Origin of the sequence: Novosphingobium sp. BW1 (assembly GCF_008107685.1) — a bacterium.
Lineage (GTDB): Bacteria > Pseudomonadota > Alphaproteobacteria > Sphingomonadales > Sphingomonadaceae > Novosphingobium.
Map to the genome: position 1 here is coordinate 24,958 of NZ_VIRF01000050.1, position 13,762 is coordinate 38,719.

Below are 13,762 nucleotides of genomic sequence, written 5' to 3' on the forward strand. Positions count from 1 at the left end.
CAGCGGCTCAGTTCATTGTGGCATCGATCTCCGCCTGGTCGAGAACGATCCGCAATAGACTGATATCAACCAGGAGTTGCGGGATCTCCCCACCATTCACCGCCGAATGCGAAACGTCGATGAAGTTGACATCGCCGAAGCGGATCTCGTCGACGAGGTTGGCAGCCGCTTCCGCCAAGTCGGTGCCAAGAGCGGTCGTCACCGAGGCAAGTTCGGCCCGCCCGCTTACTAACTGTGCTTCCAGCGCAGCACGCGTTTCGACTTCCGCAGTCGCACGACCCTCGATCCCGAGCCCAAGTCGGTCCATCGACTGCAATGAAGCAGCGGATGCTGCGACGGAGTCAAATGTGGAGGACGCGATCGGCATGTATGCCGAAATGCCGAGACGCGGGGCCCATTTTGAAGCGTCCTCGAAGAGGTTGACCATCGTGCTGTAGCCCGACTTCCCCCAAGTCGAGGCGAGGCGGCCGCCGACTACGGGAATTGCTGTGAGCTTCATATATTCGTGCGCGGCTGCGCGGGCCACGTTCGCCGCGATCTCGAAGCTCTCGAGTTCCTCGAGCCGGTCGATCGGGATCAGCACTACCATCTCGCTTGGCGGCCACGGAACGATCGCGTCTGGTGCCTCGAGCGCGCGAACCTCCGCCGTGATGCCCTGATTGGCCAGTGCATCCTTCAGCTCCTTCGCCAACCGTGCGCGCGCAGCACCTATTGTCGCAGCGACGCGCGTGCCGAGGAGACGCAGTGCGTTGTTCGGCCGGGCTTTCCCGAGCAAAGCGCGATGCTTCACGCCGGGGTGCTCCGCCGCCTCTGCCACATCGCCGGTAATATTCCTGATTGTGACCATCATCTCCCGCAACCTGCCGAGCGATGCTGGAACGCCACCGACTAAATGCCATGCTTCGTTCGCGCCGGCCTCGTCGATATTCTCGATCAGGCCGTTTATCCGGCTAATTGACGCCGCTGCTCCACCGGGCAGTTGGTGGAAATCGCGGATCACCTCGGTACTCGCGGCAAACAGCACATTCTGAAGCGGGGTGACGTGGATGCTTCGAGTGCTTTCCGCTCCGCCCACAGCGGCGACGTTTGGCGGAGTCAGTTCCCGCGCGGCGTCATGAACAGCATTCGTGGCAACGAGCAACGCGTCTGACACGTTTTTGCCAATCAATATGGTGTCGATGACACGCTGCAAGGCTGGCACCAGACGGTCGAGTAGCTGCGCAGCCGAGGCGAGGTAGGCTGTCTGACTCGGCGACCCGATCCGCGCGCCGATAGCATCACCCCACAGCCGGTTCCATGCCGGCAGCGCAGCCGGTGGTAAGTTGGCACGAGGTATCCGCTTCTCAGCGAGATTGTGACCAGAGAAGCTGGCTTTCTCACCATTGGGTAGAATTGCAGACGACGCGGCGATCTCGGATCTCGGGGAGAGGGCGAGGCCGGCCTCGCAGAGCCGCACGACCTCGTCATTGGCGTTCTCCGTTCCGGGAATGCCAAGCTGGTAGTGATCAACGCGAATTAGGGTACCTTCAGGCGCTTCTTCAAACACTGGGTGGGCCGCCCAAGGAATCGACGCCGGGATGCGAACCGCCAGCGGCTCCGCTCCGGCGTCATCGACCCAGGCGATTGCTCGCGCGCGGTCGATAGCGACCATAGAGCCCAGCAACCGCACCACGGGTTCGAACGGTGCCTCAAGCAGGTCGGTTGGCGCAGACGTCAGCGCATTGCCGAGTTTCGGGTGCAGTGGGAGGCCCATCAGGGATGATAGTAGCTGATCCAGCCCAACGACATCGGCCGCGGAGGCAAACATTGCCGAAACGGTGGTGTCGGGCAAAGCCTCCAGCAAAGCCGTGCGCGGATCATCCGCATAGTCCGCGCGAAGCGCGGCAAGCTGCGCACCAGCTTTCGTTGCAAGAGCCATGTTTTCGTTGATGTCGGCAAGCGATGTATCGGCATAGCTCAGCATCATCGCAGTGCCGATCTGCGTTCGGGGAAGCGCTACAACCTCCGGTGCTGCCAGCCACCGGTCGACCGTCGTTGAGATTCGAACAGTTCCCAACCCGCGCAAGGCGGCCGACAGCGTGGCGATGTCCGGACTTTGCTCGATAAGCTCGGCGATGACGCTAACGGCGTCGGCCGTCGCTAACCCGCGCCGACGAACTGCGTCGGCGAGCAGTGGCTCGATCTCCGTCGCGCCCATCGAGCGCACGGCCTGCGCGAACGTATCAGCGACGAATGGCGGTGGTTCCCGGTGCGTCAATCGGAAGAGCTCTGCGGAGCGAAGTTGGTGAAGTCCGGTGAGACGACTGTCTCCACCGTCGCGCACCAGATGTTCCTCGACCAAACGCCTCAGGCCACGAGCGATATCGTCGGCGGATACGGTGAGTACCGCCGGCAGCCGTCGTACGTCGACCGCCGCACCGGCGGCGCCGGCAAGTGCCACGATCCGCAAGATCGCGAGTTCGGTGGCCCGATCCTGATCACGAAGTCGGGCGTCGACTTGCTCGCTCAGCGTCTGTTCGAAGCGCTCCCCGGCACTCAGGATGTGCGTATATTCAAGGACGAGGCCTTCGCTCAGCGCCCAGGGCTCGCGCCACCCGGACCACTGGGTTTTCCCGGTCCGTTTGAGCTCGTCGAAGATGCGTTTGGCCAGGTCCTTGTCGGGCTCGGCCCGAATCTCCGCCACTCGCGCTCGACCTTCCAGAAGGAAAAGGTCTTCCTCGCGGATGGAGCCTAAAAGCAAAGCCCCCGGGATCGTTAAGAACTCGCGTGTAAGCGCATCCCATCCTTCTGTCCCTCGTCGTCCGATATCGTCCACGACGAAGCCGACCGGCGCGTCAGCGCTGGCGCGCAGCGCGCGGAGCAGGCGCCGCAAAGCCGGAAGATCGCGCTGCTCGATACGAAGCAGCCCATACCATCTGATCGTGTGTCGGAGACTGTACGCGGTCCGCCACATGATGGCAGATTTTCCGGCGCCCGATGGTCCAACAACCATCGCGGCGCGGCGCGATTCAAGCCCTCGCGCCAGGTCCGCCTCAGGCTCGACACGTGGTACGACCAATCCCGCGACGACGTGGCCGGCCTGAACATCTACGCCAAGATAGAATTCTGCATCGTCGAGCGGGGTCAGGAAATCGACGGGTTCGCAAGCACCGTCGATGATCGCCTGCTCGATCGCGTCGATGTCGGCCGTCTCGAGCGTGGCGGTGATGAGGCGCTCTGTGTCGGTTGCGGAGAGGCCCCGATAGTCCGGTGGTTTCAAGCGGCCATTCTGGTTTGACAGGCTGCCGATCTCCACAAGCAACTGGGCGAAGCAGATTTGCGCCGCCAGCGGTGTGCAGCCCGTCTTCTCGGCGATCCTCGCGATAGCCGCCTCATGCGGTTCCGGAATGTGCTGGACCATCGTCTTGGAGAGCAACGCTTCGCCACGGGCCCCGCCGGGCAGCATAGATTTCAGACGCGTGTTCGGTATGATCTTGGAATCGGCTTCAACCAGATGGTCCGCGATAGGCCGCTCCAGGATCAACTCGAGCGTCCTCGGGTTCGGAGTGAACTTGTCGTGGCGGGTCCACAGATCCTTTACGTAGTCCCGCGCCGTGGCGATGGGTGTTTCACCCATATGCTCGCGCCGGCTCTTTACTTGGACTAGCCCGCTTCCCTCGGCTTCCCTGCGCTCGATATCGTCGTTGCCCTCGGGAATGATTGAAGTCGGCTCATCGTCGCCCGCCCAGACGCGCACCGCCAACCATGCGGCTACGGCGTCCTGGAAGCGGAACCCGCGTCCGGCATTGGAGCCATGGCGATCATGGGAGGCGGGGCCTGTCATTGGGATCGAATAGGTTGCGGGGGCAGAGCGGTCGAGTGTTTGTTCCGGTTCGATCCCTACGCAAAGCGGGCCCTTTGTCGTTTATTCTGCTTCGTCCATGATCTCTCTCCCGGAAATTCTATGTCGTCCCCCGGACACGTAGCTAAGTACGGAGCGAGCTGGACACACGGGCGACAGGGCAGGCATGCAGATCGAGCTATTGGAAGCAAAGGCCATCGCGCGCAGATTGAAGGCACTTATCGAAGAGCACGACAGCATTTCGATGGCTGTCGCATGGGGTGACTTGACTGGAACAGCCGAAACACTTGTCGTCAACCAGGCGAAGTTTGGCTCGGTGCTGTTCGGCCTCGACTTTTGCGCGACTGATCCCGACCTCATCGACGAACTGGTCAACGTACCAAACGCTTTCGTCGCCAAGAGGCGATCGGGCTGCTTCCATCCAAAGATTTTCTACTTCGAGACTGGCTCCAAAGCCGAAGCGATCGTCGGCAGCGCCAACTTCACCAAGGGCGGCCTCGGCAAAAATCTCGAAGCCAGCGTCCACGTGAAAGGCGACGTTGGCGATGTCTTCTTCGGGCAGGTTAGGGCGCAGCTCGAAAGCTACGAGTCGCTTCATCTTCCCATCGATCAACCATTGGCCGACAGCTATCGGCGCCAAGCCCAGGTTGCCGGGAACGCACCCAGGCCGAATAGCCCGGTGTTACCCGACGACGACGGAGACGTTTGGAAGCGCCTCAACGCACCGCTCGCAATCATGCCTTGGAAAGAATTTGTCCGGTTGGTTCGGGAAGACCCTCGGCCACTCAAGAAGCGAATGGGCCTTATCCGCGAGGTCCAAAAGATGTTCGCCAAGTCGGCATCCTTCGCGGACCTTTCGGTCGCCGAATGGAAAGCCGTTGCCGGCCTTCTCGGAAAGGCCGAAGCGGAGAATGCTGAGCTTGGCGATTTCGAATGGGGTTGGTTCGGGTCGATGAGCCGGGCGACCGAGTTCGCCAGAGCCATAGGCCTTCAGGAGTCGGCAATAGCGCAAGCCCTGGATCTTATACCCAGGCGCGGCGACGTTACCCGCGTCCAATTCGAGGACTATGTCGATGTCTTCAAGCGCGCACTCCCGACATCCATAGCGAGCAACCCGATCGCGACCGCGACGCGCATGCTCACGATGAAGCGTCCAGACTTTTTCGTCTGCGTCGACGCAGGCAATAAGTCGGCGCTCGCTGAAGCGCTCGCGTTTGCGCCGACCACTATCAGCCTCGACAAATATTGGGAGCGGATCATCGAGCCGATCCAGCAGGCGCCTTGGTACAATGAACCGCGCCCTGCGGGCCGGAATAGGGAGCTATGGGATTCGCGTGTCGCCATGCTCGACGCCATTTACTACGAGCCCGTCAATTGAGCCGGTCAATCCGCGGCCTCGCTTATGCCGCCATTGTGAAGAGTATGATCCGTGGCTGACGATACATACCCATGGTCGGGCGATTTCAACGATCTCAGTCCCGAAGACCAGCGCACCGTCGCGCATCTCGTCGTCAGAGGGAAGGCTGTCGACGGTACGGTCGACGACCTATCCGCCCGGCTCAAGCGGACTCGATGTGTTGCCCTCATTCGCGTGAAGGATGGAAATCGGATCGTTGCTGCTGCAGCGTGGAAACGGCCGGGCACCGCCTATCGTCAGAGCAAATTCAAGGCCGCCAACGCTCCGATTGCGGGGTTCGAGGCGGCACCCGAGCTCGGCTATATCGTGAGGGCCGCCGACATGCAGGGCAGGCAACTCTCCGGCGGCCTGGTCGATGCCATCATCCAGCATATCACCGAGCCGACCTTCGCCACTACCGGCAGCAACACCATCCGCAATCATCTCGAGCGCGTTGGATTCAAGCGTGTCGGTCGCGATTTTGCCGGTAACAACGGAATGCTCTCGCTCTGGACGATCGCGCCCTGACCGGCCTTGTCGTTGAGGCCCGTCAACCTGTGACCAAGCGACATTCCCTCGCCTGTTGCTGACACTCGCCCCCTCGCGCGCGGGGACTGACCTTCGGTCGTGGATCAACCTTTTCGTTTCGCCGGCGCAGCCGCCACGTTAGGAGGGACGCATGTTCACCGTAGAAGCCGACGAGATCAAAGACTTTACCGGCGACGAACTCGTCGAGTTGCTCCGACGGCTCCTCTATGCCGAAGCCCGCAAGGCCGGCGTCCCGCTCCGCGGCGTGCATGTCCCGCTTCAAATCACGGTCGCCGATGGCGGCGTGGACGGAAGCATCCACTGGGCGGATGGTGCCGCCTCGACGGATTACTTCCCTGGTCGCGATATCATCTTCCAATGCAAGGCCAAGGATAAGGGCAACGTCCAGTGGGAGTATGAAGTCTGGACCAAGCCGAGCCAGGCCAAGACCGTTGCAGTCAAGGTCCTGAACGACGCCGTCCGGGATGTCCTCGCTCGCGGCGGCAGCTATATCGGCATCACGACGACCGCCCTTCCGGGTAATAGACCCGCCGATCGCGCCAAGGCGATCAAGAAGGGCATTACGACCGCTGGTGGCAATCCTGCTCTCTTGACCGCAGTCGATGTCTACGACGGCAACAAGCTCGCCGATTGGGCCAGTGCTCATCCCGGCGTCGCGGTCTGGATCAAGCAACGCAATGCCACGATCGAACTGTCCGGTTTCTCGACACTCGAACAGTGGGGCAAGCGCACCGAGAACGCTGCGCCTGCCTTCGTGGATAGCCCCGAACGGAAATTCTCGCTCGGGCCGCACGATGCCAACGCGATCGACTTCTCGCAGCTCGCCGCTCGGCTCGCCGACGATCTGGATGAGCCCCATAGCTCCGCTCGCGTTTGGGGAGCCTCGGGCATCGGCAAGACCCGCGCGCTCTACCACGCGCTCTCGACCACAACCGGTCTGCTAAGCGGCATCACCGCCGCTAATTTCATCTTCTGCGACTATAACGAGGTCACCTCCCGGCTCTGGGACGTGGCAAACCAAGTCGTGAAAGAAGGCGCCGTCGCAGTGCTTGTCGTGGACGGCTGCCCGCTCCGCGAGGCCCGCCGTCTCAACGACATCGCACGCGGCGAAGGTAGCGAACTGCGCGTGATTACCGTCGGCGCCGACGGAGTCGATCATGACGAAGATTGCGTCATGATCCGCCCAACACCGGCCGATAGATCGACCATCCGGGGCATTCTCAAGGCGGGGTTGCCCAGGAAGAAGGCCGATGAACTCGACTATCTCGCCGAGTTCTGTGACGGCTTCCCGCGCATCGCGGTGTCCTTCACCAAAAGCTATGGGACGACGGGTATCCGCAAGTCCGCCGATGCCGTCGCCCAGCAAATTCTCGATGGTGCCAAGGCGGAGCCCGATACCGTCCGCGCTCTCGAAGGCCTTTCGCTCTTCAGCCAGCTCTCGCCAGACGAACATCCTCACGCCTTCAACGATATCGCCGAGACGCTCGTCCATATGAAGGGTGAGCTGATGTATGAGAACCTCGTCATTGCCGCCGGCCAGCATTTGGTCGCCCGTAGCTACGGCACCATGACTGCGCAGCCTCGACCAATCGCTGACTTCCTTGCGCTGCGCCGCCTCGACTATCTGCGCCCCTCGACCCTGATCGGCTTCCTCGGAGACTCGCTCCCCCATCATCGCAAAGCCATGCTCGCCAGGTGGCGTTACCTCACCCGCTCGCAAACCCTCAGCGACGTGATTCATAACCTGCTGCGCGGCTCCTTCGCCGACAAAGCCATCATCAATCCTGCCGTCGCGGAGTATCTGCCGGCCTTCGCCTATGTCGAACCCAACCGCATGGCGAACGCCCTATTTTTTGCCATCCGCGATATGACGCTCGACGATCTTGCCGATGTCGAAGTGACTGCCGAGCTGGTCGATACGCTGCGCCTGCTCGCCGGACGGCAGGACAGTTTCTGGCCCGCCGCGCAGTCGATCCTGCGCCTCGCTGCGGTCGCCGATACCGAGGGTTCGCAGCCGATCGTCAATCTCCTGCGGCAGATTTTTCAGGTCGCGCTTGCCGGCACGCAGGCCGACGATCGCCGACGCCGCGAAGCTCTGGAACAGGCGCTCGAAGAGGACGATCCGCGCATTCGCCGCGCCGGCGTCGAAGCTCTTGGCGCGATGATCCAGACCTATCTATCGCGCTCGGAAGATTTCGAGCAGGTCGGCGCCGAACCTTATCAGCCCGAATGGGCGCCGCCCGACAACGGCACCATGTATGCCTATTTCAACTGGGCACTCGAGCGCCTGCGCGAAGTCTGGGCCAAGGACGTTTCCTTGCGACCTGCGATTGAAGAGCATGTCGCGGGCGACCTTCGCAATCTGCTCATGCCTGAGCTACTGCCGACACTCGAAGTCTTCATCCATGACGTGGTCGCAGCGTCAGGTCACTATCTCGCCGCGACCAAAAGCATCGGCGATTGGCTCTATTTTGACAGCCCTGAGCCCCCCACCAATTTCTCCGGTGCGGTCCGGGCCCTGTACGATGACACCATGCCCAAGGATCCCGTCGACCTAGTGCTCCTCTATAGCCGGTTCTGGGTTTCCGACATTCACGATCCCGATCGGCGATACGCCCAAGATCACGACAATCCCGACTTCGAATATGGTGCGCGGCGCGCCGCGGCGCTGGCCGCCGGCATCGCTGCCGATCCCGATCAGCGAGCTCGGGCGATCCGGGCTATGGCCAGCCAGGAACTGAACTCCCCACATCCCTTCGCTCACGCCCTAGCCAAACATCTACCCGATCCGCTCGAGGCATTCGAGCAAGCGGTGTCCGTCCTCGATGCCACCGGCCGAGCAGGCGCCAACTTCGTCGGCGCGCTCCTTTCCGCGCTCGATCGCCGGCTCGCCAATGAACCTGACGAGGTCGCCAAGCTTGAGGCCATCGCCAACCGATCGACGGTGCTCAGTGCCAATCGCATGTATATCGCGACCTCGCTCCGTGTCACCGATGTGCGCCTTGATGGGCTCACCGAAGAGGTCCGTCAGAAGCTGGTCGCTCCTGCGCAGACAGTCGTCATCTCCTATGGCAGGGGTCTCGCCGAGGTTTCGCCCGAGGCACTTAGCCGATTCATCCGCGCTCTTGTCGATCGTGGCGACGAAGGTGGTGCTTGGGCCGCTCTCGAGATCCTCTCGATGGTCACTCACGCCGCCAAGGCCTTGTCGCCCGATCTGATCGAGTTGGTGAAGCTCGCGTTGCTCTCGCCATCGATTGCCGATGGCGTTGAAGGCAACGCTTCGAGCGCCGATTACAACTATGATCGAATGCTCCGACTGGTCGACGCTGCGGGCGCGATCGATGCCAGCTTCGCGCGAGCCTTCGCTCTACAGATCGAACATGCCTGTCGCACGACCGGGAGGCGTGGCGGGCGTAGTTCGGACGCACTACGTGGCGCCCTCCCGATCGTCATCCAGCGCGCACCCACCGAAGTCTGGCCAGTCCTCGCAGGCTTTTACGAGATCGCCACCCGCGTTGAACGTGAGCGCTTGAACACGATCACCTCCGCCACGAAGCTCTTTGCCTACGATGTCTCGCGCACCGGCGCCGGCGCATTGTTCGGCACACCGCTCAAGCTCATGCTCGACTGGGTCAAGGGTGATCCGGATGCCCGGATTGGCTTCCTGCTCACCTTCTTCCCGATCCTCGAACAGAAGGGCGACACCTTCATTTGGCACCCGGCCCTCCAGCAGCTCGCGAAGCTCTACGGCAGCCGCAAGCGTTTCAAGGACGCGCTGCGTCAGCGAATCTATCCAAGCTCGTGGGGCGGTTCGCTCAACGCGCATCTCACAAGTTTCAAGGCGCCACTCGCATCATGGACGAAGCACCGGCTGCTCGGCGATTGGGCGAGCAGCATGCTCGACAACGTCGAGCGGTCATTGGCTGAGAATTCCTACGGGCGCTGAAGCGGCCGAACCTGCCTTTCGGATTGTCCGCCCTAGCTGACACTCATCGATAGGCATTAATGAAGGGCGGCTTCTGTCCGCCGGCATTTCGAAGCAGACTTTCGGGAAGGTCCGACAATGCGGACATAAAGAACGGCCCGAGCGCGGCTAGGAGATGTCCGCTGGTCGGTGAACGAAATTCGACGGCTGAGCGGCAAAGATGGGTCGGGCACAGAATGGCCTCTATGCGCAGGCGGCAGGAGGGGCCGCCAGGTGCCCTAGTTGGTCGTTCACGAAGTTCCGGCGGGCACTCCAAAGCGGCCTTTCTGCAGCCATTGCCGGGCGTTTAACTGCAAAGCCGTGAGAATGATGTCGCTTGGCAGTAGCCTTTCGATATCGACCCGTTTCATCCGCCCCGCCTCACCGTGAACATCCACGAGTACCCGTCCTTGATGGCGCCGCCGTCGAAATTCTCACGCGCCAGCGACACCGATCCGAACGGAATGGCGGCCTGAAAATCCTTCAGCGACGCGATCTTAATCTTGAGCCGTTCCACGGCGTTGAAGCTCACCGCCTGCTCCAGCAGGTGCACGGCGTGTCGGATAAACACCTTCTCGGTTTCGGTGGATTCGGCAGTCACGTTGACGTTAAGCATCACCTTCAGAACCGTCGCAGCGTGTTCCGTACCGTCGATGTAATAGGCGATGTTGTTGCGCCAGATGCCGTCACCCTTCCCGAGTTCACGCATCGGGCTCGAAGCGCCCCATTCATCCTCGTATCGGTGATTATAATGGCCCGTTTCCACGCCCACGTCCGCGAGGAACTGCATCGCCAGATAGGGCGACCATCCTTCTTTTGGCGGCACAGTGGGAGGAGCCGCTTCCCGTTCCTTTAATGCCAGCAGCGCCGTCGGTGTATGCTTCAGCTCAACCTTGTTCGCCGGACGCGCCGATTGGATCGATTTTCGCCAGCGTTCCAGCAGATCGAGATCGGTTCGAATACGCGTGATAGCCAGCCACCGCGCATAAGGAACCAACGCCCTGTCGATCCCAAAGATCGAGATGGTCGTGAACATGGCATTGTAAGCGACATAGGTCCGCCACGCGTAGAGGAACGGCAGGAAGGCTACAGACAGGATGATCGGGATGACTAGTTCAAGCCAGTTCGCCCACGTGAACGTGTCGTGCCACAGTTCGATCGACTTCAACAGGCTGAACCCGATATAGGAAAATCCGATCAGGCCGGAGAGACGGCCCATAAGTTTGGCGACGGGCGCGTGCTCTGGTTTGTGCTTGGCCAACTCCGCCATCAGAACGACGATGGTGACAAACGGCAAGGCGATCAGTTCCACGATTAGCGGAAAGCTGTAGAGTTCAGCAATGAACGTGATCAAGACCGCCACGCTGAGGATTTCCGCCGTGATCTTGCCGAGCCCCGCCTTGCGGTTCTTGGCCGTCGCCATCTCGAACATGGTGACAAATGCGAACGTCAGAAGCCAAAGAATGGTAGTTTTCAGGTTTGCGACTGACCACCAACCTAAATAGCTGAGCAGGAAGATCTCGCCGGTAGCGTAAAGTGCAGCGATCCCTAGTGGCGTAAGAAGCGCAGGCTGAAACAGCGCCCTTATCACAGCGCCCAGGCAATCACGTGTTGACTTATTGATCAGAGAAAATGCCACAAAGACCGCCAACCATATTGCCGATGCTATCTCGCGGTCACTAATAGAGTTGATGATGGCGTTCATCCCCACACAGGACACAATATCGGCGTGGACTGCAATGGGCGTGGTATGATTTCGGCACATGAAGCCGGATGTGTCCTGCTAAAGAGGCCGCGACTGCTCTTACGTGTTCTGCCAGCAGCTTACGAAAGCAGACCGACCGCAGCTGGGCACTGAAAATGAGCTCCGGAGTGACCGACAAGGGTCGGAAACGTTTTCGCAAGCTTGAATGAGCATTCGTTCTTGCTATGTTCATTCAAGGCGGATCATTTACTTTAGCCGCAATGGGCTTCTTCGTACAGGGCTACTGATTCCGTTTTGTGTCGGGCAAACGAGGTGGGGGAACGCATGCAGCGTGAAGACGATAACGAGATTGTAGATGATAATGCTAACCCGCCAAGGAAGAATATCATCATATTTTCGGACGGGACCGGCCAATACGGCGGCGTCATGCCGGACCAGCGGCTTTCAAACATCTACAAGATGTATCGGGCCATGCGACCGGGCAACCAGACCGGCATCGACCCCGCGGAGCAGATCGCCTACTACGACCCCGGCTTGGGGTCAGGAGAACTAGGCGGACGGGTCCGCAACATCCTCGCCGCCGCATTCGGAACTGGTATCAGCGAAAATATCGTCGACTGTTACGAAGCCATCCTACAGCATTATGAGGATGGTGACCGCGTCTTTATCTTTGGGTTTAGTCGCGGGGCATACACCGCGCGCTGCGTCGCCAACGTCATGAACCTTTGCGGCATCCCGCGTCAGGACGGCGGAGGCGGTCCCCTCCCCGCAGGCGGAGTCGCACTGCGTAAGATCGCCGAGGAAGCGGTTTACAGCGTTTATGAACACGGTTCTGGCCATCACCGTGCCAAATACGAACTCGAGCGCGAGGAAAAGGCAAAGCGGTTCCGAGCCAAGCATGACAGTGAGGGGACGGGCGCGCGGGGAGAGCCACAGGGAAACGTAGCCCCGACATTCATCGGCGTCTTCGACACTGTGGCCGCGCTCGGTACCGTGATCGTTCGACGCATCCTCGCTGCTCTCGTCTTGATGAGCATCATTCTTGGCGTGGCATCGATCTGGGCTGGTTGGGAAGCGCCCTGGTCTTTCCTTGCATGGGTGCCGGCCGGACTTCTCGGCGCCAGCTTCCTGTGGGCGATTAAGAAGCAGTTCAAATGCATCACCGACCCGCCGCAGGGAGGCCGATTCAGTTGGCACTTTGCGGCCTGGAATCTGAAGAACTACGACCGCTTCCTTGACAGCAGCGTAGGCTATGCGCGGCACGCTCTCTCGATCGATGAGAACCGCAAACGATTTCCGCGCGTGGGCTGGGGGCACAGCGACGACATAGGCGAACAGAACCGCGGCGATCTGGCGTGGCTGAAGCAGGAATGGTTCGCAGGCAACCATTCGGACATTGGCGGAAGTTATCCTGAGAGTGAGTCTCGCCTATCTGATATCGCTCTACATTGGATGGTCAACGAACTGATGGCGATACCCGATCCGCCGAAAATCAATGAAGGGTTCGTGCGAACTTTTCCGGATCCGTTGGGGCTTCAGCACGACGAAGTGAAGGCAAGCCTCGAACTGTGGCCTAGGTGGTGGCCTCGTTGGCTGAAGTTCGGCTGGGCGAGAATGCATCGCTCCGTGCATCCGAAGGCAGTTCTGCACGAAAGCGTCTTCGAGCGGCTTGCTGCCTCCAGAGTGCCTCAATACGATCGTCGCGGCCTCTACCGCCCTGATGGCCTAGCAGATCACCAAAAGGGCGGTGTCTTTTTCGTCCAGAACCACAAGTGAGCGAGGAGGAAGCCGTGCTATTTCTCCAAGTTGGCCGGAAGATTTTCGGCTCCGATCCGGCCAGTTGGAGGAATGAGACGCTAGGCCAGCAAGGCGGTTGCGCTCACGTCCAATGCAGTTTCTGGCGGACCCAGCGAGCTCGAGGATGGCGGTATGACTCTTTTGGATATTACCGACAGGAGCGCGCTGCTGCCAGACACCTGAGCGAATGGGCGATTCCAGCGGAAACAGCCGTTCCAAGCCCGGACGGCAAACGACACCTTCTGGTCGACAGCGGTCGGGATGCCAGACCTTCGGCACCTGGGGATTAGGATTTGCCCTGTAAGCAGCGGCAATGGGGCGAGGTAAGCCATCGCAGTAGAAAAAATGCTACTGGACGCTAACAGGTCACATGGAGATGCGCACTAGTGGATTGATCGGAACAGATGATTCCGTTTTCGGGATTCCCTTGAACGGGGGGACATGCGAAGATGGCGCATGCGAACGGGCATCCAGATTGAGGTTACAGGACCGGACACCAAGCGGCTCGAA

6 protein-coding genes are annotated in these 13,762 nt (G+C 60.5%); 4 read left to right on the plus strand and 2 right to left on the minus strand.

Going from position 1 to position 13,762, the window contains the following annotated elements; all coding sequences use genetic code 11:
- Positions 1-7 precede the first annotated feature (7 nt).
- Positions 8-3,823, minus strand: coding sequence for a hypothetical protein (locus FMM79_RS04675; protein ID WP_148626392.1), 3,816 nt, complete (start codon positions 3,821-3,823; stop codon positions 8-10).
- A 184-nt stretch (positions 3,824-4,007) separates the two neighbouring features.
- Here FMM79_RS04675 and FMM79_RS04680 point away from each other — a divergent pair, with 184 nt between their 5' ends.
- From FMM79_RS04680 to FMM79_RS04690, 3 genes are all read left to right on the plus strand, one after another.
- A complete protein-coding gene (locus FMM79_RS04680) occupies positions 4,008-5,219 on the plus strand; it encodes a phospholipase D family protein (protein WP_148626393.1) in 1,212 nt (403 codons plus the stop codon).
- A gap of 51 nt (positions 5,220-5,270) precedes the next feature.
- A complete protein-coding gene (locus FMM79_RS04685) occupies positions 5,271-5,765 on the plus strand; it encodes a hypothetical protein (protein ID WP_148626394.1) in 495 nt (164 codons plus the stop codon).
- 151 nt (positions 5,766-5,916) lie between these two features.
- Positions 5,917-9,732 (plus strand): hypothetical protein, encoded by a 3,816-nt coding sequence (locus FMM79_RS04690; RefSeq protein WP_148626395.1) that lies wholly within the window; start codon positions 5,917-5,919, stop codon positions 9,730-9,732.
- Positions 9,733-10,117: 385 nt separating this feature from the next.
- Here FMM79_RS04690 and FMM79_RS04695 read toward each other — a convergent pair whose 3' ends face one another.
- The gene (locus FMM79_RS04695) at positions 10,118-11,455 is read right to left on the minus strand and encodes a hypothetical protein (protein ID WP_148626396.1); all 1,338 of its coding nucleotides are present in this window, start codon (positions 11,453-11,455) and stop codon (positions 10,118-10,120) included.
- 324 nt (positions 11,456-11,779) lie between these two features.
- Here FMM79_RS04695 and FMM79_RS04700 point away from each other — a divergent pair, with 324 nt between their 5' ends.
- Positions 11,780-13,231 (plus strand): DUF2235 domain-containing protein, encoded by a 1,452-nt coding sequence (locus tag FMM79_RS04700; RefSeq protein WP_148626397.1) that lies wholly within the window; start codon positions 11,780-11,782, stop codon positions 13,229-13,231.
- The last annotated feature ends 531 nt before the right edge of the window (positions 13,232-13,762 follow it).

Coding starts and splice junctions, on each gene's coding strand:
- FMM79_RS04690 (WP_148626395.1), top strand. CDS start 5,917: ATGTTCACCGTAGAAGCCGACGAGATCAAAGACTTTACCGGCGACGAA.
- FMM79_RS04680 (WP_148626393.1), top strand. CDS start 4,008: ATGCAGATCGAGCTATTGGAAGCAAAGGCCATCGCGCGCAGATTGAAG.
- FMM79_RS04695 (WP_148626396.1), bottom strand. CDS start 11,455: ATGAACGCCATCATCAACTCTATTAGTGACCGCGAGATAGCATCGGCA.
- FMM79_RS04675 (WP_148626392.1), bottom strand. CDS start 3,823: ATGACAGGCCCCGCCTCCCATGATCGCCATGGCTCCAATGCCGGACGC.
- FMM79_RS04700 (WP_148626397.1), top strand. CDS start 11,780: ATGCAGCGTGAAGACGATAACGAGATTGTAGATGATAATGCTAACCCG.